The sequence below is a fragment of the Pseudomonas sp. FA117 genome (assembly GCF_057370475.1).
This window is the reverse complement of record NZ_CM170675.1, coordinates 2,907,682-2,929,850: the sequence shown is the minus strand read 5'-3', so window position 1 is coordinate 2,929,850 and position 22,169 is coordinate 2,907,682. Positions and strand designations below refer to the sequence as shown.

General features: G+C 56.9%; 15 protein-coding genes. 4 read left to right on the top strand and 11 right to left on the bottom strand.

Features of this window, described 5'->3' with window-relative positions:
- Positions 1-171: 171 nt before the first annotated feature.
- The 9 genes from AC1TXO_RS13415 to AC1TXO_RS13375 form a co-directional block, all read right to left on the bottom strand.
- On the bottom strand, positions 172-1,458 hold the full coding sequence (locus AC1TXO_RS13415; RefSeq protein WP_228379868.1) for a Druantia anti-phage system protein DruA: 1,287 nt from the start codon (positions 1,456-1,458) through the stop codon (positions 172-174).
- Between the two features lie 720 nt (positions 1,459-2,178).
- Positions 2,179-5,292: a DEAD/DEAH box helicase gene (locus tag AC1TXO_RS13410; RefSeq protein ID WP_004577314.1), complete on the bottom strand. Its 3,114-nt coding sequence runs from the start codon at positions 5,290-5,292 to the stop codon at positions 2,179-2,181.
- 3 nt (positions 5,293-5,295) lie between these two features.
- Positions 5,296-5,802 carry a hypothetical protein gene (locus tag AC1TXO_RS13405; RefSeq protein ID WP_004577313.1) on the bottom strand — a complete coding sequence of 169 codons (507 nt, stop codon included), beginning with the start codon at positions 5,800-5,802 and terminating at the stop codon, positions 5,296-5,298.
- Positions 5,803-5,816: 14 nt separating this feature from the next.
- Positions 5,817-6,317, bottom strand: a complete 501-nt coding sequence (locus AC1TXO_RS13400; protein ID WP_004577312.1) for a hypothetical protein — start codon at positions 6,315-6,317, stop codon at positions 5,817-5,819.
- Between the two features lie 12 nt (positions 6,318-6,329).
- On the bottom strand, positions 6,330-7,853 hold the full coding sequence (locus tag AC1TXO_RS13395; protein WP_023102079.1) for a hypothetical protein: 1,524 nt from the start codon (positions 7,851-7,853) through the stop codon (positions 6,330-6,332).
- A gap of 365 nt (positions 7,854-8,218) precedes the next feature.
- Positions 8,219-10,945, bottom strand: coding sequence for a DEAD/DEAH box helicase (locus AC1TXO_RS13390; RefSeq protein ID WP_004577310.1), 2,727 nt, complete (start codon positions 10,943-10,945; stop codon positions 8,219-8,221).
- Positions 10,942-12,900 carry a phospholipase D-like domain-containing protein gene (locus AC1TXO_RS13385; RefSeq protein WP_004577309.1) on the bottom strand — a complete coding sequence of 653 codons (1,959 nt, stop codon included), beginning with the start codon at positions 12,898-12,900 and terminating at the stop codon, positions 10,942-10,944. Before AC1TXO_RS13385 ends, AC1TXO_RS13390 begins: the two co-directional genes overlap by 4 nt.
- On the bottom strand, positions 12,897-14,279 hold the full coding sequence (locus AC1TXO_RS13380; RefSeq protein WP_023102082.1) for a hypothetical protein: 1,383 nt from the start codon (positions 14,277-14,279) through the stop codon (positions 12,897-12,899). The genes AC1TXO_RS13385 and AC1TXO_RS13380 overlap by 4 nt, the downstream gene beginning before the upstream one ends.
- A gap of 241 nt (positions 14,280-14,520) precedes the next feature.
- Positions 14,521-15,483 carry a DNA-binding protein gene (locus tag AC1TXO_RS13375; protein WP_004577307.1) on the bottom strand — a complete coding sequence of 321 codons (963 nt, stop codon included), beginning with the start codon at positions 15,481-15,483 and terminating at the stop codon, positions 14,521-14,523.
- Between the two features lie 87 nt (positions 15,484-15,570).
- On the opposite strand from AC1TXO_RS13375, the gene AC1TXO_RS13370 reads away from it, so the two are divergent.
- Positions 15,571-16,674, top strand: a complete 1,104-nt coding sequence (locus tag AC1TXO_RS13370; RefSeq protein WP_024717480.1) for a site-specific integrase — start codon at positions 15,571-15,573, stop codon at positions 16,672-16,674.
- 112 nt (positions 16,675-16,786) lie between these two features.
- Here AC1TXO_RS13370 and AC1TXO_RS13365 read toward each other — a convergent pair whose 3' ends face one another.
- Both AC1TXO_RS13365 and AC1TXO_RS13360 read right to left on the bottom strand, forming a co-directional pair.
- Positions 16,787-17,557: a DUF6602 domain-containing protein gene (locus AC1TXO_RS13365; RefSeq protein ID WP_004577305.1), complete on the bottom strand. Its 771-nt coding sequence runs from the start codon at positions 17,555-17,557 to the stop codon at positions 16,787-16,789.
- A gap of 172 nt (positions 17,558-17,729) precedes the next feature.
- Positions 17,730-18,425: a hypothetical protein gene (locus AC1TXO_RS13360; RefSeq protein WP_004577304.1), complete on the bottom strand. Its 696-nt coding sequence runs from the start codon at positions 18,423-18,425 to the stop codon at positions 17,730-17,732.
- A 555-nt stretch (positions 18,426-18,980) separates the two neighbouring features.
- Between AC1TXO_RS13360 and AC1TXO_RS13355 the strand changes: the two genes are divergently transcribed.
- From AC1TXO_RS13355 to AC1TXO_RS13345, 3 genes are all read left to right on the top strand, one after another.
- A complete protein-coding gene (locus AC1TXO_RS13355) occupies positions 18,981-19,547 on the top strand; it encodes a hypothetical protein (protein ID WP_004577536.1) in 567 nt (188 codons plus the stop codon).
- A gap of 4 nt (positions 19,548-19,551) precedes the next feature.
- The gene (locus AC1TXO_RS13350) at positions 19,552-20,385 is read left to right on the top strand and encodes a hypothetical protein (RefSeq protein ID WP_004577537.1); all 834 of its coding nucleotides are present in this window, start codon (positions 19,552-19,554) and stop codon (positions 20,383-20,385) included.
- Between the two features lie 550 nt (positions 20,386-20,935).
- Positions 20,936-22,165, top strand: coding sequence for a hypothetical protein (locus AC1TXO_RS13345; protein ID WP_004577538.1), 1,230 nt, complete (start codon positions 20,936-20,938; stop codon positions 22,163-22,165).
- Positions 22,166-22,169: the final 4 nt, after the last annotated feature.

Genomic DNA, 22,169 nt, shown 5'->3' with positions numbered 1-22,169 from the left:
CACGCCACGCCAGTGGGCGAAGTAGTTTTTCCGCGATGGCCCTGAGCGAAGCCCCACCCGCATGCGGCAGAAAGAACAAATATAATATCCGGAGCGTGTCGCTAAATCTGCGGTAACCGGTTTATTCGTCACTCGATCTATGGCGTAATCCATCGCTCATACCCTTCGCATTCATCCGCGCAAACTGATAATACGCCGCGGCTCAGTGGCTAAATGACCGTGAGCCGCGAAAAGCCGTGCCTGATGGCCGTAGAGGTGGATGAGATCCGTAGATTTCCAACAGCGAAAGTCAGGCCTGTTCATTGAACGCGGGATCAACCACCGATTCAGTGCTAACTCACCGATTTCACGGACTGACAACAGTGATTGGGTATCCGGCTTTCCGCTGCCGCTGTGGAGAAGCTTCGCGGCGTTGGTTGCCAATTGACAAATAAATACTTCACGCTGGATGCCGTGGCGCATGAGGTCGTCCTTGAATCCTAGCGCCTTAAGCGCCGCTCGCGTGGTGCGCAACCGCCAGTTAGGACCTTGGCCAAAGGCGTGCTGGTCTGCATATTGATGATCGAGATCTCGGAGATAATCTCGAAGCTCAACAAACAACCAGTCGGGTATATGGAAATGGCCCCAGCCGCCGGTAAAGCCAATGGACTTGAGGTATTGCGTGCCACCCAGCTTCAATCGGTTGTAGACCGCGGAGCGCCCCATGGATGAGGTCGTCACGACCGCCAACAGACGCGCATTTTTTTCCGCCTGCGAGATAATGCCGGTGGACCCGCCGTAGGCACTGGCAAAATCATCATAAATGTCCCGACTGCGAAGGAGACAAGCAATCAGCTTACCGCCCAGCAAGGCGTTATAGGGTGGGATCGCGCCAAGGACATATGCATCCATCAGGTTGACCAGTCGGGCAGCTCGGTCATTAGTATTCCAGCCGATGAATTTGTCTCTTACGCCAAGGTTGAAAACCGGATCCCCTATGGCGATCAACCCCATCAGTTTGCCATTCGCCTGGTCCCAGACTAGGTAACGCAAGCGCCTGCCAAAACCATTGGACACGGGCACAGACCACGACAACGATGCGAGCCGAAAGAGTTCGCTCTGCCACGTACCTGACGAGACGCGCTCAAGAACAGGGGAAATTTTTTCTGGCACCACCTCTCGGCCATCGGCAAAGTACTGCATTAGCTTGGCGCCGCTGCGTACAACGAAGGCTTCACTGGCGGAGAGCCGTTCTTCTCGTTGGGCCCCATGCAATGCGCGGATCGCCTCTTTGCCATTTCCAGGTGGGCAAAGAGCACCTTCCTGGGTTTTAGTGAAACCTAGCTGGTGCAAATGCTCTCGCACTTTTCGCTTGAGATTCGCTTCTCTCGGATTAACTCCAATAATAATCGCACTGCCGGTTGGCATACTGTTGCATCCCTGCTTGGAGTTTATCTCAACGAGGTAGGCGAAATACAAGCCATGCTGTTTCGCTTCTGCCGCCCTCAAAAGTAATGCGCACAGACGCCAAAAGCACCGCGCGTCGAGGGGGAATACGGGTCACTGCCGCACGAGGTCCGATCCTACACCGCCCCCGCCATTTTATGAAGAGGCGTACAGGCAAACTGACATTACCGGCACCGAGTTCGCCTGTATGCAGAATGGAGCAACCATTCTCCTGCCCCATTGCCGAGACGATAAGGGTAGCGCCGGAATCAGCCCGATCGACCGCCCCGACCAAGGCCATCCTGAGGCACGCCTCATCCAGATCTTGAACGCAACCCAGAGCTGCCGCACCAAGCGGTAATTGCCCAGCGTTCTCACTCCGCCGCCCACAGGGCTTTCGCCCCAGCTTGACGAGGCGGACGCGAAGCACCTACCCGCCAAAGCGATGGGCAACGTTCGAATTGCTCAGCAAGCGTGTCGGCACGTGTACAGCCAGCAGCACACTGCTCACTAGCGCCAGCCAGGCCGACCTCGCAACGCAACGAGCGCTGCTGCACGACATCGTGCTGCTCGGTCCGCCTCCCCTGCGGCCAGCCGGAACTGTTCGACATGCTCCAGCAGTGTCCGCGCTTTGATCAGGGCGAATAGCCCCTGGGTTTCGCAGACCTCCCCAGACCATATAATGAGTCCCCAATAGGCAATACCATGGCCTTCGACGGGGGCATCGGAAAGTGTGTTGGCCGAACGGCTACATCAAATCGCCGAAGCCGTTGACACTGGGAACACCGCCGGCACCAGATCCTTCGAAAACTTTGCTCCGTCGGGAAGCGAGATGACCTTCAGGCTGTTCTTGGCGCGCCCCGCCGCGATCAGTTCTGCCATCGGTCCCGCGCCGCCGGCTGCCAGACAGTCTAGGTGCCCCAGGATGATGACTGAGTCACGCGCTCTGGAGAGCGCCACATTCAATCGATGGCGATCCAAGAGAAACTGGGTGTCCCCACTTGCTCTGGTCATCAACAGGATCACCATGTCAGCTTCTCCCCCCTGTACAGCATCGACAGTTGCAACGGACAACTGGAACGCATAGTGCTTATCCGCCGTATCACGCGTGACAATTTCCAGTTGCCCCTTGTATGGGCAGATAACCAACAGCTTCAAGGAGACTCTCGCTGCACTAACCCTTTTGTGCAGAGCATTGAGCAATTGATAGAGCGCGGCGCGCTCTGTGGAGTTGACCAACGAGTTAGGCGTGTCTCCCGTACCTGCCTTCCTATGCCGGTAATTCTGCATCTTGGAGAAATCTACAAACAGTGCGCGGGCATCGGTCAGGGACCAGTTCCCCGCTTTGCGATGAGACGTCAGTTGCTTCTGGTAAAACAGAGTACTGACTAGGTCACCAATGTTTTCATGCATCCGGTATTGCACGGTTAGCATGCCCTTGGCTTGCGGTCCTAGCCCCTCATACAGTTCCTGGAAAAAGTTCTTGCGCAGCAGGGTTTCGACCTCCGCCAGCGGCAACGTATACCCGATGCGCTCATCCAGCACATCAGTGGTCACCGTTGGCGGCAACTGGTTGTGATCCCCGACCAGGACTACCCGCCGAGCAATGGCCGCCGGGATCATCAGTTCGGCAGCAAAGGCCTTGCCTGCTTCGTCCACAATCACGCAATCGAAAGGTTCCTTCAACAAGGCGAAATCAGTACGCGCCATGCCCGTGCAGGTAGCACCGTGGATCAATTTGTCACGGAATGTCCAGCGGCTAGCAGCCTCACGCCCCTTGCGCGACTTCAGCAGAGACAGCCAAGCTTCGTGCAATTGAGGACTGATTTCTGCATCTCCCGCGCTCAAAGCATCGACTTTAATTTGATGCCAATTGGGCTCAAGCGCTTCACTAATCTTGTCCTGTTTTCCGTAACGCACTGTAACTGGCCGCAAATACTCTGCTGCCTCAAGCAGATCCTCGATCAGCTTGGTCACCGCGACGTGAGTAGGGCCGGTAATCAGGATACGCGGCCAGAGGTGGGGAGCTTGTTCCGGGAACAGTGTCTTGAGCCACTGAACCAGCGTGGTTGTCTTCCCGGCACCTGGAGGTCCCCACACCGCCACTACGGGCTCGCGCGACGCCAATACTTGAAGCACAGCGTCCTGCCCCAGATTCAACGTCTCGCCAGGCTCCGGGCTGAGTGTAAAGATGGCGTTGTGAACCGAGGGTGCCACAAAATCACCAGTGATCGCTTTCTCAAGAGCTTTGGATAGCGTTTCTTTTTGATTGCCCTCCCTGACCAATTCAAGCCGAAACAAATCGAAAGGGTTGATCTCGGCTTCGCTCATCCGCTTATGCGTGTCCAGGATGAATTCGCAAATACCAAGTTGGGCATCCAAAAGCTTGAACGACTGCAGAGGCCATACACGATCTCGCCCGACTGCTCGTAGGCGAGGTGAGCCTTGCTCGCCCAACGCGTCCTTCAACCAGCCAGGAACACCTTGGGAACCGAGCAAGCCTGTCACCTTACGCCCGTTTTCCTCGACCTGGCCGGGAAGAAAACCACAGCTTGCACTTTGCTCCAGGTAGAGCTGCTGCTCACGGTACACCAACGAGAGTTTGCGTAAATGCAGGGCAACCTGTCGTTGACGGGCAGCCTCGCGCTGGCCAAGGCGCTCTTCATTCAAGGCACACACAAAGGACTGGAAACGATTGCGGTTGGCCAACTCTTCATCCGTACTCCCTATGAGGACGGGGGTAAGGGCCACGTAGCACCGCAAAACGTCTTCAGGCGACTCACGAGCCTCAAGCGCGTCCAGCAACCGAAAACATCGCTGCTCGGCATCGGCCTCAGTGACTAGGGCATAACGGCCCAACTGAAAGACAAGACGGCCGTCATCATTCTCATAAATGTGCCAAGGCCTATCCTGGATTGCCGGTGTTTGAAAATAGTCCCACATCTGATGGATCAGGGGGATGTGCTCATCACAGATGCCCAGGGCGACTGGCCACCAATACTCTTCCAGGCCTGAGATACGAGGGTGCAATCTCACCGGCAAACTGTGGGACCGCGAATCACCGAGCACGTCGGTGAGCGTCCAGCCGTCCGCAAATACTTCCAACTCCGCGCCTGGTTTAATCCATTGCCCTTCCTGCCTGCCAAGTGGCAAACGCAAGGTGGCATCCTGCATCTGCAACTGGGCCTCATTGTTATCCAGGCGCACGACTGTCGCTGTCAACGGCTCGCCACTGCTGCCTCTTGCTGCATCCAACAATTTCACTTTGGCACTGCCAATGCGGGCGAAGCGTGCTTCATGATCAACCGCATAGAATACTCCTCGACCATCAAACGCTTCGGCCTCGACGGTATAATTCTGCAGACGCCCGCGTAGACCGTGTGGCAACGAAATCACGGCGCCCTCGCAAGGGTAGTCCGCAGGCATTTCCAGCCAGGCAACGGTCGGCAACTGTGCGGGCACCTCACCAAATAAGGTGCGAATATACTGCGCGGTGGTTTGAAGGTAGGCGCGTTCGGCTGTGACGCGCCCCCGGGCAAGCTCAATTTCAAGCATCATCTGACGGAAGCTAGCTGATTCACGCGCGCCAAAGCGGGCTTTCAGTATCTGTCTGGCCCGTGCGTGCGCCCGTTCCAACTCACTGGCGATTTCGGACCGCATCGCCAACTCTCTTTCAAACATCTTCACGAGTTGAACCAGGTAGGGACGAATCAGCGCAGCAGTTTTGCGTTCATGTGCACCATGAATAGCAGCCAGTTCAGCTTCTAATGCTTCAATCTCAGTATTTACATCATCCAGACGTTTCCCATTCCACCAACTGATGGCAGTGGAAGTCAGAGTGATGCCAGCCAGCAGTAGCATGAACATTGATCAGCGTTTCCCTGGTTGGACTAATTCGACCAGGCGACCTACCAGAACCTCCATGCTCGCCCGCACCTCGCGCTGGTGATCATCGTTGATCAAGGACGGATCCATGACGGCTTCAAGCTTCTCGAATACTCTCAGAAGGGGCTTGAGCACATCGTCAACTTGGTTCAACCGCTGAAGCTCGGGCGCATTCTGCGCCTGGATTTTTTCGAGCTCTTTTTGTGCATGTTGCACTTGCGCCTCGGCCAGGCTTACGCGTCCCTTCCATTCAATAGAGGTTTTGTGCAGTTCCACCGCCGAATGCAATACACCAACCAGATCACGAAGTAGACCAATACCCTCGGTAAGCACTTGGGCGCGATCGCCACTCATGGCGGTATCACGCTTGATCCGCGCCTGGCGCGTCTGCTCCTTGGCCAGGTCGAGGGCATCATTGCCCCCGTTGGTGGACTTGCTGCGGGGTGTAGCCTTGGCAAGACTGGCGGGTAGTTTGAATCGTTCATTGGTCATGGTTGAGACTCCGGTCAAGCAACACTGGTGTTGAAGTATTCCACGCTACGACGCAAGCCTTGATCAGCCTCCATTAACCGCTCCAGAGCCGTTTCAAATGACTGAACATCAGGCAGGTCGCCTTTCCTGATCAGCGCCAATTCATCCAGGCAATGGCGGGTCAGTTGAACGCAACGCAGCGTCATCCGCCCCACAACCTGACGAACAGCGGCTGCTTGTGTCATCTCCCTTCGCGCCAGATCAATATCCTGGGCAAGTGCCTCACGCTCAAGCTCCAGACGCTTTTCCTCCTTGGGGATCAGAGCCTTCAAGCCGTCGCGGTGCACCTGGGCTTGGCGTAAAGTCAAGTAGGAGTCGATCGCCCCGAGTACCGCTGATGCTGCTTCAATGCTCATGAGCACCGGGTTGGCGCCTGCAGTGGCTTTCTTCAGGCCTCCCGCAATGCCATGTCGACTGGCCGCCGAGATGAAGGTTTTTGTAAAGTAGAACGCATGCCTTGGTAACTGAGTGCCCATAGTCCTTCCACGTCAAAGCTGAACCCAACACCATGTACCAGGGCCTGCCTTTGCCAAGCGCTGAGCGATGTCGTCAGGCATGTGTTGAATGAAATCCTCCGCACACACTGAAGCCTCCTGGGCCTTGACGCCGCCCTCGCGCGGCGCCCAGAGCGTGCCCGTTGCAGGCTCCCAGTAGAGCTGTTGCGCTGAATCCCGATAACGCACCATGAGCAACGCGTCACACCCTCTCTCCTTGGGAGGTGGCCTGAACGGTGGTCGCCCTACAGCGTGAAAACTCTTCCACAGCCCTGCGAGCACCCAATGCTGGGATACCTCAAGTTTCAAGGCTCTCCAGTTGGGGGTATGCGACAGGAACAAGTGGACATGGGGGTTGCGGAGCATGGCCGTAAGCTGTTCACGTTGCACCTCGCCGATCTGAGCGCGGAGCAGCAGACCATCAGGCAACTCGTCCCCCCTCAATCGCATGAAACGGCTCTGTTGTTTGTGGCTGAATACTGGGGTGGGCAAATGTCGAGGGTACGTTTGAGCCACAGCGTCAATGGGATGAACTTGCTGCTCTGCAGGTGCCGCGCTTGCAAACAATCCAGCGACGCCAGAGTCATTGAGCAGTTTTGAAGTAGCCACGCCTGCTAATAATCGCTCGCCTGATTGAGTGATGGTCTCACCGGCCGCCAGCCCCTCTTCTCCAAGCAACGCCACAATCTCCTGGATTGAAACCAACGGAAGGCCAGTCAGTTCGGCGATTTCACTCACGCTCAAATGCTGGTTCAACGCCTCAAGTGCGAACAGTGCAACCGCGTCGCAGCGTCTGGGGACCCGCGCGAACGTGCGCACCTGAAACTCGGTTGCTTTGAAATACAACGTGATTCGTGGCGACTCAGGCTGTGGCAAGCAAGCCTTGATGCTGGCAGTAACACGCCCGTTGCGAGCACGCTTCTCCGTCAGCCAATTTTCCTCAAGCAAAATAGTACTGATCTGCACAATGTATTCTTGAGCAAGGTCCAGCACCTCTGAAGGATGATCTATCCAGCTCCAACTGATCTCGGCCAATGGCACCCGGAGCACAAGCGCGCCAGCCAACAGCCAGGCGCCTCGATCATCAAAACGCTCGACCCGCGCACGCACTGCCGTGCCTGGCTGCAGGTTGCCCAAAGCGTTACGCAGCCGGGCCTCGGTCAGCGCGTGAACGCTGCCCCGCCAGCCCCTCTGGTCCCGGCTGGTCAGCACGAACTCCACATTGTCGCCTACGCTGAATAGACTGACCGGGTTCTCGAACTTGGCGTTTGGGCTCAACAATTCATGTTGAGGAATCAGTACGGTCGTGTCTTGGTACTGTATCAATACAGATTTCGGCAAGATCTTGACAACGCTACCTGCAACGATCCTTCCACAGTTCTCCGCACCAAGCGAAGTACTCGGCCCCTTGGGAGGACGTGAGGGGGAAGCCGCGCGATGCGTGCGCTCCGGTTGAGAATTACGCCCCGATAGAGACGGCTCAAACGCGTTCAGTAATCGTGAAAGAAAATCGAGCAAGCAGCGTCTCCGTCCATTGAAGGCTGATAAAGATTGCCATCCGCATCATCGCATCATGTTGTGGACTGCCGGTGCGGTTTTCGCACTCGGGCCTTCAGCATCCGCTAACGGCTATCGACTCGCATTTGCCCTCCGCAATGTACGGTTGTGAAAAGTACTAAAACGCACTTTTCAATCCTCACGCAAGCCGCATTGGGCTTGTGCTGGATTGGCAGAAGGATGATTCATTCACCCCACTACTGTGGTGGAGTTCGGGCAAGCGCATTGCAAGCCTTATGTTAGAGGCTTTCTGCCATACCCACAACCAACGCACGGTCATGCATCAGGTTTCAGGCGCACACAATCAGATCCTCATGTGCTTGCAGCTACTGTTGGCCCAGCTTGGTAAACACGGCACCATAAGGATCCTGCAAACGCTCATCGCTGATGGGTAGCGGTCTGCGCAGAAAGCTACGCCACTGCTGCGCGTCACTGATCCTTAGCTGTTTGTCGAAGTGCACCTGTACGCACGCATCCATTTGCTCTTCCACCTGATGCTTGCGCTCGATGAACGAAGCAACCTGGTCTTCATCAACCGATCCCTGCAGAAACGGATAGTGAATGCTCAACTCCGCGTTACCTGACCGCTGCAGCCGCTGGTTCACGCAGCCAAACAGGCGATCCAACCGGCCCACGCGCTGCTCATTGTCACCGGGTGAGCCGGCTAGGCCGTAGTGATGGATCTGGTGGCACTGCAAATGCAGGTTGACCCCTTCCTGGAGTACCGAAGTGGACACCAACACGTTGGGATAGAACGGGCTATTGAAGCCGAGGATGAGACGCTGACGACCTTCGCTGTTGTCTCCACTGGCGTACCAGCATGGGCTGGTGAGGCGCTTGAGGCTGCGCCACTCCTCGTCCCATTGATCCAGGCCATGGTCGATGATCTTGCCGCATAGCGTGTCAAACGTTTCCAACGCGGCGGTGAAATAGCGCAGCATCAACGAGCCATCGACCCGTAGGCTTACCCAGTCATGAAAACCACGGTACGCACGCTGCACCTCACGCTCGCGGGTCTGCTGCCGGTATTCGACAAACCAGGCGTAGAGCTCGACGACGACAGGGCTCGCATAAAGAAACCCGGCCTTGATGTAGTTCGCGAAGTTCTCCGCAATCGCCTTGTTGTCGCGCGCCCAGCCTTCGAGCTTGCGATACAACGCCGGCGGCAGGCGCGGTACCAACAGCGACCAGACGCTGTGGAGCGGATGTTCCAGGCGGTCGCGCGGTGCACCTCGCATGCGGGCGGCGGCATCGTGGACCCCCGGCACGTCCCAACCGTGCAAGCGTACGTACTTGGCGGCATTGGCATAGTCGATCCGACCTGTCTCCGCCTTGGCGTAGAACGCGGAGTAACCGCCAGTCAGGTAGTCCGATGCCGGCTCGAGGAACAGTGCAAAGACGCTTTCCGGCTTGCTGAAGCGCAGGCGCACATTGGCGCAATCGGTTTGCCCACCTGAGCCTTTCTTGACCACGAACAGCTCGGCGATGCGCGATGCCAACTGCGTACCCTCCCCCTCGCCCTCGTCTTGCCCTGCCTCCTCGTGCGCGTCCACTTCGGCAAGCGAGTGCTTCACGCCTTCATGAAACTGGGCATAGCCATCGCGTGACCAACCCTGATGACGCCAATGCCTGACTGCGGGATCGTCCGCTTGCTTGCCCCATGCATTGACGATCATTCCGGCCAACAACTCGTCGTAGCGCTCGTTGATGCGCTGGGTCAGTTCACGAACAGAAGGTATACGCCGAACGAAAATCAGGTGCTTCAAGTCCTCGAGCGCAGTGCCGAGGCCATCAGCCGCCTTCGGCACGCACTGGTCGATCATCAAGCCGTACTTGGGGTGATCCGGGAAGGTGTGAAACTGGTCGCGATAGCGACGGGTAAGGTCGCGCAACAGCTCGGTATCGGTAGCCTTTGAGAAATCCTCCACCATCCGGTCTTCGACCGCATCCTGATAATCCGCATCGGCACCAGAATCGATCTGCGGTTTCCAGCCAAACGACTCGAACCCTTCCAGGTAGCCATAAGTGAGACTCTTGTTCTCCTTCTGCCGGCCCAGGTCGGCCACCAGCCGCTTCTGATACAGAGCAAAAAACATCTCGGCATCCGGACGCCCATCGAAGCTCGCAGGTACGGCTTTTTCGTGGCGGTAGTGCCGCTTGCCGTACAAACCGCCCTGTCCCTCCATCAACCGCAGACGCCGCAAGGCATACCGTTGCAGCAACTGACGCGTGCGCTCGGCGCCGCTCATGGCTTCAAGGGCAGGATCACGATCGAGCTGGGTAAAATAACCCAGGATGTTCTGCACATCATCCAACCGGGTATGGCTGGGCGTCGCAGTGAGCAATAGGTTCCAGACACCCAGCCGGCTGTCAGCGTTGCCAAACAGCGCTTTTGCGGCACTCACACGCTGCGATCCACCCGAGACGTTGCGCAGGTAATGCGCCTCATCGACGATGATCAGGTCAAAGCCCGAGGGCCCCAAGTGCTGCTTTAATCGATGATGGCAATTGGCCGCGATACTGCCTGCGCCCTCGGGGCCTTCCGCGCGCCGCTCGGGGCCGAGCAAGCCACTGAGCGCGTAGACCGTGGTGAGGTAAAGCTGCCCCTCATTGTTTTGCACCGACTGCACCAGGTGCTCCAGCTGGTAGCACTCACAGACCGTGGCTACGGGCATGCCATCTTCGGTTTTAACTCGGTCATCGGCTTGGCGAATGTGCTCACGAATGAAGCCTTCGAACTCCCTGCGCCAATGCCCGCACAAATGTCGATTGGGCGCCATTACCAGCACCTTGGCATCAGGCTTGTTTTTCCACAGCCATGCAGCCACACCCAACGCCTGGAAGGTCTTGCCCATGCCGACTTCATCCGCCAGTAGCGCCACTTTGCCCGCTACCAACAGGTTCCACAGGTAGGCCACCCCTTCGGTCTGCTTGGCCGCCATGGATTCGCGATCATCTGCCTGATAGGTCCAGTTGGAATCCTTACGCCCTTTGAAGTTGATCCACTGGGATACGGTTTCAGGGATGAGCACACCCTCTTCAAATCGACTCATGTCCCACCCCACTTGCTTTCCAATCCGCCGAGCTCCTGCTCAAGCATTTGCCGAAAATCATCATTGGTCTCGGCAGGTAACGGTGGCATATCGACCTTCAGTGTCCGCCAACGCGACAAGGCAATCCTGCTGTCATCCTTGGGCAAGCGTTGACGGAGTGCCAGCGCCAACTTGCAGAGCGCGTTAACCTCCTGGACCAGGAACCAGTCGAAAACATTGGGCGTAGATCCACGAAGTCGCTGGCGGGTCTTGTCTACCCATTCCTGCAGGCATCCCGGTCGCACGAACACCCAGTGTTCAAGCACTGACAATCGTTCAACCCCACGCAACCGGGCCGCGAATTGGTAGCTGGCCGTGAATAACCGAAAGTAGCTGATATGCGCAGAGTCTGAACCGTCTTGCTCGCTTGCCACGGCGCCTAGGTCGGCGCTCAGCCCATCAACCTGTGGCTCACCCGTTGCAGATTCGCGGACACGAAATCCGACATCATCCTGATTGGGCACAATATCGATTTGCGCCATGGCGTCGACCAGGCCAACCAAGTCGTCGTACCGCTGCGCGCGTCGGAACTCGGGGGTAGTCTCCAGCAACATGCCGACGAAGCACTCCCGGCCGTCCTTGAGCACCTGGAAGCTGTGATCGAACAACAGTGCATGCACGTGCGCCACCGGCACTCTGCACGCCTTCAATCCGTGGCTTCGTGGTTTCCAGTCGAGCGCGAATGCAGCGTCGATATCCGGCAACTTGATCCTATATCCCTGATCCGGTTCTTGCCCTATATGCCATTGGCCGCGCAGTTGGTAAACCTGCTCCGCCCAGTCGAACTCCACCACGATGTCAAAGGGAAGGTTCTGCGGGATTTTCAACGCTTGCGCCTGTAATGCTTCGTCGCTCAAGAACAATGCCGGGCTGGTGTCCATCGTGGCGCCGAGGACGCTTTCCACTGCACTGTTGTTCGGCAAGATAAAGCCCGCCTCGATGTTGTTGCCGGGTAGCCTTTTACCCCGTGAGTCGAGCAGCGAATTGCTGCCCGCCCGAGTGAAGTTCCACGAGCCGATGGCCAGGTGCGTGGAGGTTTTCCAAAGCTTGGCATGGGTCATCGGTGTGCGCTCATCGACCGTGGTCGGGTTGTGCCGCAAGCGCAACTCATCGTTTGCCAGCAGGTCTCCAAGCGCCTCGGTCCAACCGGTACGCAGGAACTGCCCATCGAGCCGGTCCGGCACCAGGCTGACCTTCATGCGCGCCTGCTCGTAGCTGCTCCTCAGGTGGCTGACGAACAGAGCCAGATCCTTCGGCAGATAAGGGGACCAGACTGCCAGGTGATGGCAAGCACGCTCGCCCAGCAACTGGACGAGAAACGGTTGCCTCTGAAAACTGTGGCAGAACCGCACGGCTGACTCAGCGCTGGCGAACGAGCTACTGCGCCTATTTTCCAAGGGGCACGGTACGCCCACATTTGTGAACAGTGCCTGGAAGAACGCTTTAACGGACTGGTAAAGCGAAAGCGCATTGATCGGCTGGAAGTGGAATACCTCCTGATTGCGCGCCCATCCGCTAAGTGTGAGGTTGGCACTGCCCGCGCCGAGCACGCGCCCCTGCTCACCTTCCAGATAGATCACCTTTGCATGCAACAAGCTGTCTTCGCCAACACCTGGGTAGCTCCATTCCGTTTTTTGCGCAGTACAGACACCGTGCACCTGGAGCGCCGTGCGCTTGTTCTGGTCGGCACCGATGAAACGCCGGTCACAAAAGACCCTGAGGTCGATTTGCTGCTCCGTCAGCGCCAACTGAAGCGCCTCGTACTCCATGCGTGTGCGGGGAGTCTCGGCACCCAGTACGGTTGGCAACACATAGGTTTCGATGAATTCGATATCGATGTTGAAGCTGGTAAGCCAAACCCTGCGCAACCGGCCGCAGGCCTTCACTTGCTCGCTGAATGCTGAATGCAGTTTCATGCCTGGCCGCCCCGATAACCGGTCACCAAATGGTCAAACTGGGGAATGTAGTACGTGTTCACCCAGCGCTGCATGGGCGTATCCTGCGCCTCAGGCAATGCCCTGGTACGAGCACTGAGCTTGACCTTCTCGGCCTGGTCGATTTGAACCCAGGGTATCTGGCCACGCTCGCGCATCACCGTCGCGTGGTAGTCCACCATGCCGAGAAACTGGTCACTGAAGCGTTCCTGACGCGCCAAGCTCATGAGTCGCTCCAGCCGTCGGCGGCCGGTGTGCGAAAGAATGCCGAGCAGTTCTGAATGCGCATCGATACGCGCGGCGGCCGCCGGCAAGGTTGCGGCATCGCGCCCCAGCCCTTGCCAGTGCGCCTCGATTTCGCCAAGGCTCTGGTGCCGGCCATGACAGGCCAGGGTAAACAGCAGATCGACCTGAGCAAGGAGTGGTTCGACCTGCTGCACGTGCACGAGCTTGCGTCGCTCGGGCGTTTCGCTGCAGTTTTTTTCGGCCAGGGCGAACAACTGCTGGATCGGCAGGTGGCCGTCTGGATTGTGTTGAACTTGATCATCCATCACCCGCAGCAGTGCACCCGCAGCGCCCGTGTCGAGGCCAGTCAAGGCTAGCCAGAAGTCGCGCGTGGCAGCGCCTACTTGCGCGGAGTTCGGCAGTGCTCTTCGGTAGGCCTTGATCAGACTGCCCGGTACTTGCTTGAGCGCGCTTCCGCCACCTGCTTTGAAGCGCAGGAAAATCCCCTGCAAATGCATGCGCGCTTCTTGGAACAACCTGTGAAACGGCTCGTGAGTTTGAATCATCCCCTTAACTTTCACCCACAACAGTCCTGCTTCTTGACTGTGGTGGTAGTTGTAGCGGTCGTTGAAGAAGCCTATCTGCATGAACGGTGTCTTATAGCGCCCACTCACACCCAAGCCCAACTGACGCACCAACAGGTGTCCGGCTGGTTGATGGGTGAAGCGCAGAAATGGGTTACTGTCGACCTCCAGACGTGCACGAGCCTTGCTGGCGCCCAGCACGCCTTGACTGTCAACGCCGGTATCGGGCGCAGCAGTCACCATGGCATACGTGAATATGTTCTCCAGATAGACTAGACAAGCCTGGCACAGCGCCAGCCCATGACGTCCTCCTGACTGCTCACGCAATGCTTTGCTCGGGCCGGTATCAACATCGTCGAACAGGTCCTTAATCACTGCATGATGCAGCAGATTGAGCGTGTAGTTTCGTACGTCGTTCGAAACCGAATTGACCCGGTTGCGAAAGATTTCCTGGCCAAAGGCAGACCAGATGGTCAGTACACCCAACGGATCAATCTGGCTGTCGCCACTGAGGTCTTCATCGTATTCAGTCAGGTATTGGCTCAACCGCATGAGGTTTCTCAAGACAAAGGATATCAACAACGCGACCGAGCAGCTGAGATTATGCTACGCCAGTCTCACGATACAGATTTCAAGCGAGGGTTAGGTGCTGCGGGCTACAGGGCAGGCGCGGGTGCAAGGCCTTCGACGCACCTTGTACGGATCGCCGACACCACGCCTCGCGTCAGTCGCGCAGCCCTGTTGCACTCTAGACATGGTATTGCGACCGCTTGCGGTGCTCCTCCCCGACCCATCACCGCTCCTTGATTCTGGACTTACGCAGCTTCGGCGCCTGCTGCTGGACCAGTTGCTGCTCCAGCGTGTCAGCACGCGCCTGCTGGGCCGCGGCCGTATGTCGCACCTCGTCAAGCATTTGCTGCATGGCATGTAAGCGGCCTTCCAGAGCTTGCCGCTGCTGCTCGCCCTGCTCCGCCGCCACTTCGGCCCGCGCCTGCTGGGTGGCTGCCTGGCGCTGCGTCTCGCTCAAGACGTGACGGTCTTGCTCCGATCGTTGCTGAAGTTGGTCGAACTGGCGCTGGAGCTCTCGGCGTTCAACCTGGCGTGTTTTGCTCTCCTCGCGCGCTCGGTCAATTTCGCGGTAGGCGCGCTCCTCGACACCGCGCACGTAGGCTTCTTGTGCCAGCCGAGCCTGCTCGACTTGATGCAGGGTGTCGTGCTGTTCGGCCTGCAGACCATGCAACTGCTGTTGCAAGGTGTCGCAGGCCAATTGCAAGGCGCCACGTTGTTCCTGCAGATCCTTAATCTGCGCCTGACGCTGGGCCAGCAGTAGCTCTAGATCGGTCAGGCGGGTTTCAGCGCTCTGCCGCACAGATATTGCCTCTGCCGTCTGCTGTCGCGCCTGAGCAACGTCCAGCCGGGCGCGGGTATCCAATGCTAGGAGCTCCTCTCTTTCCTCCGCGAGCACCTGCCGCTGGCTGGCCAGTGACTGCTCGACCACGCCTTGAGCCAAGGTGGTCGCCTGCTGCCAGATAGCGACAAAGGCCTGGGCCACTTCCGCCGGCAGTCCGGGCAACCGCGTTTCACCGCGCAGGCGGCCGGCCAACTGTTCCCACCATTGGTCGAGCAAGGCGCCGACCCGCGCCGGGCTGCCGCGACCCAGTTCCAGGCGCACCCGTTCTACCGTCGGCCGCTCGCCACGGGCCAGCACCGCGTCTGCCGCGGCAAACACCTCGCTTTCCGGTACGCCTACCGCCATGCCCTGCCCTCCGCTATATTAGGTCTGATAATGAATGATTATCCGACCTTATTAGATTGAATCTAAATTAATAATACGTAGAACGTAATGAATAATACAGAATCATTGCAGCCATCGATTGACACGCCACTGGCGCCGCACGAGTTGGCGGCCAGCACCCGCGCCGCCGCCGAGGCGTTCATCGCCGCCGGCACCGCCGCCAACACGGTGCGCAGCTACCAGAGCGCCCTCGCCTACTGGTCAGCCTGGCTGCGCCTGCGTTACCGGCGCGCGCTCGGCGACGCTGCCTTGCCGCCGGAGGTCGCAGTGCAATTCATCGTTGATCACCTTGCCCGCCCGGGCGCTGACGGCGGCTGGAGCCACCTGCTGCCCGCAGACCTCGATGCCGCCCTGGTCGCAATGGGAGTCAAGGGCAAGTTGGGAGCACTCGCGTTCAGTACGGTCAGTCATCGTCTCGCCGTGCTGGCCAAGTGGCACCGGTTGAAGCAATGGGACAACCCAACCGAGACGCCGGCGGTGAAGACCTTGCTGCGGGAAGCGCGCAAGGCCCAAGTGCGCCAGGGGGTGGCACAGCGCAAGAAAACTGCCGTGGTCCTGGAGCCATTGCAGGCAATGCTCGCCACCTGCAGCGACGGCGTACGCGGCGTGCGCGATCGCGCCCTACTGCTGTTGGCCTGGAGCGGTGGCGGCCGACGCCGCTCGGAGGTGATCGGCCTGCAGATCGAAGACCTGCGCCGGCTGGATGCCGACACCTGGCTGTACACACTTGGGGCGACCAAGACCGACACTGGCGGCGTACGCCGAGAAAAACCGCTGCAGGGGCCGGCGGCGCAGGCACTGAGTGCCTGGCTGGAAGCAGCACCGGCCTGCCGCGGCCCGCTGTTTCGCCGCCTGTACAAAGGTGGCCGGGTCGCACCGCATGGACTGTCCGGCGACCAAGTCGCGCGGATAGTCAAACGCCGCGCGGCGATGGCAGGTCTTGATGGGGACTGGGCAGCGCACAGTCTGCGCTCAGGCTTCGTCACCGAGGCAGGACGCCAGGGCGTGCCGCTCGGTGAGGTGATGGCAATGACCGAGCACCGCAGTGTGAGCACGGTGATGGGCTACTTCCAGGCGGGCGCCCTGCTTGACAGTCGGGCCAGTAAGCTGCTCGGATCGACACCGGGCGCGAGCGAACCCCCACCAGAATAAGCAGCCAGGTCAAAAGGGGGGGGCGCCTTCTGCGTCTCAACCATGACAAACGCGAAACACTGAAGCGGTTGTGCCACTGAACGATGTAAGCAAGTGCAGCGCATACCTGAGGTTACATGGGGAACAAGTCAATGGCGAAAATAGTTTTGCTGGGAGTACTGTTGTGATAGGACACTCGCGGCACCAACACACCCACGGGCAGACTACTTCTCAAGTGGCGTTCGACGCAGGCATACACAGAGAGGAAGAACCGCTCCAGTGCGTTGATCGCGGTACCTTCGTGATCCTCGTAGAAGTACGAGAGATAGCCCATGGCATCGCGGTCGTGGATAACCATGTCTCTATGCAAATGGTAGGAATGATCTAGGCCGGTGATTTCGTCCGGGAGGAACTGGAAAGTATCATGATCGAACTCCTGATAGCTGCCTGGGTGTCGAAATGAATGAAAGTGCCTGCTGACAGTCCCCAACGTCGGAGCGTTGAACATGAACAAGTACGTCCTCGCCGCCAATCGCAGGTTCTGGAAACTCTGGAAATAGCGAATCACCTCATGAAATCCGGCTCGGTTGATCGAGGTTTTTACTTCGATAATAGCAATCACCGCCTCCGCCGGCACCACAACCACACCCTCTACTCGATAGAACGGGGCATACCGGTGCGAGTCGTAAATCAGAATGTCGCACTGCTTGGATAAACCGCCCGCACTGTCGATGATGAAGCCCTGCTCCACGCTGACCGCCCCCGGCAGGTGGTCTTTGAGGAACTGGCGAAGCACCGCTTCGGCCAGTGCGCCAGTGGTCGGGTTGTGCCGGGTGATGTACACCTTGGCCTGGGCGATCTTGCTGTTGAGTTCCTGACTCGCATGATCAAAGTAGTGACTCATGCCTTCTCCCTTTAAAGGTAAGCTGCAAAGCTGATGGCCGCCGCCGGCCAATCCCCATCGATTGTCGGTATGACGCGCCATCTCGACGAGACGCCGCCGCGCTGGCAGTTGTACGCCTGCGGCAGCTCATCCTGCAGCGCCAACGCAGTGGCTTCCAAAAATTACGCGGAATTCAAAGGTCGAAGATCCGCGAACCGCCAGCATCCACGCGGAAATTTGACCACGCCCGCCGTCCTTGGCGCATTTCCTTGAGGCCGTCCTCACCAAATCGCGCGAGAATCTGCCCAAATAGCTGATCGGGCTCCAGTACTTCCAGGAGCCGGTAGGTGACCAGCGGACGGAGTAAAGACTGATGCTCCAGGGTGGGATCGTGAAACTGCCCTGCGTGCTCGATCAGTGCATGCCCCTCGACCCCTGCCTCCGGGTGATGAATGAGTGACAGTGCATAACGAAGCTGCGGATGTGAGGCCTGAAGACTCAGGATGGTGAGCAAACAGTTTTGCCAACAGAAAGTGGGCTGAGTGAGCATCGGCTTCCTGGCGTGCAGCTCCCGGATGAACGCCGGCGTAGGCGTCACCTGACCTGTAATGTCAATTCCTTGGAGGAACGGCTCCGGAAGCAGTGCAGTTTTCTTGTAGTTGAAGACTACGGCGTCCCCGGTGTAAGTATCCACAATCCGGTAGTGCTGGCCCTTGAAACTGCGCTGAGCCAAGACCTCGGCCTGTTTCAACGACGCAAACCGGCCGAACGGAAGTGGTGCAGCTCCGTTGACATACAGATCAAAGCGGCCAGCGCGACTGACGCCTTCTTCCGAAGGTGCACCCGCAGCGACCGTGGAGAACCACTTGCGAATCCATTGCAACACCATGATCTCTCCCGTGAGACGCCAGCGCTGGCACCGGGTAATCGCTTACTTTTCAGAACACGGAAAATAACACGGCGCTGCTCTTTTGGCACCAAGCGAGCATCTGTTGTTTGCCACTGTAGGTAAGCAAGGCTGACCACAAATAGTGGTCGCCCGGAAAGCCGAATGACCTACACAAGAATCGTCGTTACACCGTATCGCGGATGGAACTGACGGACGCTGCCGCTAGGATAGAAGCGATCACAGTCATGAATCGAGCAATTGCCTGTATCGCCTCCGACCATTTAGAGATCGTGATGCGTCGTGTCACAGCAATGCTCGACGAGCCCTGCAGGATTGCCCACTACTGCCGTTTGGACAATCTTAGACTCAGACCCTGCGCTAGAAAGGTGGTCACCAGAACCTTGTTGTCTCTCCCGAGACCGCGCGTTTATGGTTCGCGCAGCCGCACTTGGTGAAGTATTCGTTGTGGACGTGAAGCGTGGCTATTTGATATCGTCCAGAGCCCTATCTCGCACCTGTCGACATCCACAGTCGGCGTCACGCACTGGAGATGCCATGGAGTGGCCGAAACTCGACCTTAACGTTCCTTTCCGGTTGCTACTGACCTTCAATGCGACGTCTCTCCTAGTAATCGTATTTTTGGTTCAGAAGGGCTACGTGCTGGGGTCTTTTTTTCCTGAGCATGGCCTTGTTGTTGCGCTTCCCAATTTCGTGTCGTACGGCCTCTATCTCTGCGTCCCCGTGCTGCTCACAGGCTTAAGCTTGGTGCTAAGTCCATCGCTGGGCAAGGATGAGTTCAAGCCAGGCCAAGTTGACTCCATTGATCATGCTAATAATAGTTTTTTACCGAGCTATCTCGGATATTTTTTCGTGGCGCTCAGCGTTCCAAATTGGGAAACCCTGCTCTTTGTATACGGCGTTTTGTTTGTTTTCACCTACCGCTCGCAAGCACTGTATTTCAATCCGCTGTTTTTATTGTATGGCTACGAATTTTATAACATAACCACTACAGCGCGCGCGTCAATTTTCCTAATCTCACGAGCCGGGTACAAGTTACCGGATGACGTCGTGATCGAAAAAGCTTATAGAATCAATAACTACACATTCATAGAAAAAGGCTGAGCATATGGATTGCGTACTGGTAAAGGTGAAAAAACTCAGAAAAAAACCATTCTTCAAGTTGATTTCTGATTACACGCTTTTCGACGACTTGGGCATTGATCCCGCCGCTTGTGTAAATTACTGTCCTGATCACAATCTGGACGAGGATTCTTGGTTCAAAGTTGAGGAGTTTTCCGCACAAACATTTTGTGTGGAGATGCTGAAGGGCGATTTTGACGCAAAAGTGTATGACGATCTGGCCAAGCGACAGTTTAATGACATCTCTTACCTAGTGGCGAGCCAAGGGGAAGATTTTTATTTTCAGAAAGTCACACCTTCACTTTTTCTTAAACGGAAGACTGTAGTCTTCGGCGAGGTTGCGGAGATTGAAGAGTCCCAGAGCCGCTTAGTGATTAATGCTCAGCCAGATGCTGTCTACCTCAGAGCTTCTGACACCCTTATCTTCAAAAACCTAGCCACTATTTCCAGTATTTTCCCCGGGATCGATGAACTGTACAAAGAAGCAACGCAAGAGGAGGTTGAGCAGTTCCTTGATAAACCATTTATCACCTTATCCAACGATTTTGCAGCGGAGAAGGTTTCCAAACCGAATCGCAAGCGTATTGCTTTGGCGATGGCGACATTAGAGGCGTTACCCGAACAAGATAAAGCAGGAATGCTGACCTACATTGATGGCTACTGCGGCCAACAACTCGTCTTTAATGCCAACAGTGGTCAGTTCGAAATTTCGACAGACAATGAACTGAAACTCCTTATTTATGGCATTGAACAACGGTTCTATACCACCCAATTCGGACAAGAGAAAAGACTGGCCAACTCAGTTCAGGCCCTTGGCTGATGTGCCCGAGACGATGTAAAAAGCAAATCTGATGATAGCGAGATCTTCCATTTTTTGAGGCACTCTCGCCTACGGGAGAGTAGACGCGCTAAGGAAACCAGCGAAACGGATCCTCAGCCTTACGGCAACTGCCCGTAAAGCGAAAGTACGAACAGACATAGTTGGCGAATGTACCAGTGCATCGTTGCTTATCGCTTGAAGATGATGTGACAGCGGGCGGCTTGCACGTTGCGTGATTTCTTCCGTTTGCTAGGCTAGAACTAGATCTCAGTCAGGCGCAACGCAGGGATTTAGCATGAGCGCTAACGCACTCAATGATCACCACTTAGCACATCGTGCGCCGCTGCCTCGGGGTATCCAGTCAGCAGGCCTAGGATTAGTGTGCTTCTGGACCGCAACGACCGCCCTGTGAGCACGACCGTTCATAAGTCCATGGTTTCAAAGAAACCCTGCTGCAATACGCTTCGCTTGATCCGCGACGTGCGAATCTGTGCAACTGAAAGCCCCCCGTGCACGACTCATCAGTGATGATTGCCTGTCGGAGCAGCCCATGGCACTACTGCAAACTCTCTATTTCATCCCCTGTCTCGGTCAGGAAATCACCGATTTTCTGTTGCAAACCGTACCCCTACGTAGACGGCGTAAAGTGGCGCGTTACCTTCAGCATGTCGACTTATGGTTGCGCCACACACAGTACAAGTCGCTCAGTGATAGCCTGCTGCCGCTAGAGGCCTATGTGTATTTTTATCTTTCACATATCACTGTATACCCCGGACCGGCAGAACCCACAGAGCCCAGGAATTACTACCTTCCAGTCTACATTGATGACTTGCTCATCCAGCGTGAACTGAAAGGCTTGGGTCGACTGAGCAATCGCCAGGCCGCTTCCAGAATCGCCGCGGCCATGAACTGGCAGGAACATCGCTTCGGCGAAAATCTGGACCCCCTGCGTTCCCAGATGAAGAAGCTCTACCGTCAAGCCACTCGCTTTGCCCATGCTACTGAACTCACAGCACACACAAAACTGTACTCAGGCGAAAGCCTGGAACTGATTTGCGGAACCTGCAGAGGTGTGGAGCACTGGGTGAGGGATCTCGCGATGCTTCGTTTGTTACAAGAAACAGGATGCACCACATCGGATCTGGCCAAAGCAAAATGCACCGATCTTCTTTACGGATACAATGATGAGTGGTATTTCCAATTCGGCAAGGATAAGAAGATCTGCCTCAGCGAAGGGAGCGCGACCCTCCTGCAGGTGTTACTCGGCCGACATCATCATTTGGAGAAATATCGCGCTGGTCACCAACAATTGTTCAGCATGGGAGACGTTGGGGTCGAGTTCGAGATGAGTGCCCACGAGGTAGAAGTCGTATTGGAACGCCGCTACCGCTTTGCGCTAATGCTGAGCAGTGTGAACTGCCTATCGGTTGCCAATCTTTACGACCCTGTCGCCACGCCCTTCCCGGAAGGATTTGTCAGTGAACGTGCCGCACCCACTCCACACCTTGGAAAAATCCACAAGGCCGTCAACCTCCAATTTACGGCCGACTTTGATAAAGCACTTGAGCGCCCCACCTCAGCAGCCTCAGAAGACCAATACTTTTACGAAGATTGGGACGCTGCGATTCGTAACTCTCGACTAGCATTGACAGAGCCGGAGGATTTACACGCCACTGAAAGACCTGCCGAGACGCAAAATGCCAACCTGCGACAGAAGCGCGTGCTGATTGCCGGGGAAGGCATCGATGAAGCGGCCTGGGCCAATTGGGGCGTAGACTAATCGC

What these genes read in the sequence shown, in the direction of transcription:
- AC1TXO_RS13350 (WP_004577537.1), top strand. Translation starts at nt 19,552, where the DNA reads ATGGATTGCGTACTGGTAAAGGTGAAAAAACTCAGAAAAAAACCATTC.
- AC1TXO_RS13360 (WP_004577304.1), bottom strand. Translation starts at nt 18,425, where the DNA reads ATGGTGTTGCAATGGATTCGCAAGTGGTTCTCCACGGTCGCTGCGGGT.
- AC1TXO_RS13365 (WP_004577305.1), bottom strand. Translation starts at nt 17,557, where the DNA reads ATGAGTCACTACTTTGATCATGCGAGTCAGGAACTCAACAGCAAGATC.
- AC1TXO_RS13345 (WP_004577538.1), top strand. Translation starts at nt 20,936, where the DNA reads ATGGCACTACTGCAAACTCTCTATTTCATCCCCTGTCTCGGTCAGGAA.
- AC1TXO_RS13380 (WP_023102082.1), bottom strand. Translation starts at nt 14,279, where the DNA reads ATGCGGTTGAGCCAATACCTGACTGAATACGATGAAGACCTCAGTGGC.
- AC1TXO_RS13405 (WP_004577313.1), bottom strand. Translation starts at nt 5,802, where the DNA reads ATGACCAATGAACGATTCAAACTACCCGCCAGTCTTGCCAAGGCTACA.
- AC1TXO_RS13400 (WP_004577312.1), bottom strand. Translation starts at nt 6,317, where the DNA reads ATGGGCACTCAGTTACCAAGGCATGCGTTCTACTTTACAAAAACCTTC.
- AC1TXO_RS13375 (WP_004577307.1), bottom strand. Translation starts at nt 15,483, where the DNA reads ATGGCGGTAGGCGTACCGGAAAGCGAGGTGTTTGCCGCGGCAGACGCG.
- AC1TXO_RS13370 (WP_024717480.1), top strand. Translation starts at nt 15,571, where the DNA reads ATGAATAATACAGAATCATTGCAGCCATCGATTGACACGCCACTGGCG.
- AC1TXO_RS13355 (WP_004577536.1), top strand. Translation starts at nt 18,981, where the DNA reads ATGGAGTGGCCGAAACTCGACCTTAACGTTCCTTTCCGGTTGCTACTG.
- AC1TXO_RS13390 (WP_004577310.1), bottom strand. Translation starts at nt 10,945, where the DNA reads ATGAGTCGATTTGAAGAGGGTGTGCTCATCCCTGAAACCGTATCCCAG.
- AC1TXO_RS13410 (WP_004577314.1), bottom strand. Translation starts at nt 5,292, where the DNA reads ATGTTCATGCTACTGCTGGCTGGCATCACTCTGACTTCCACTGCCATC.
- AC1TXO_RS13385 (WP_004577309.1), bottom strand. Translation starts at nt 12,900, where the DNA reads ATGAAACTGCATTCAGCATTCAGCGAGCAAGTGAAGGCCTGCGGCCGG.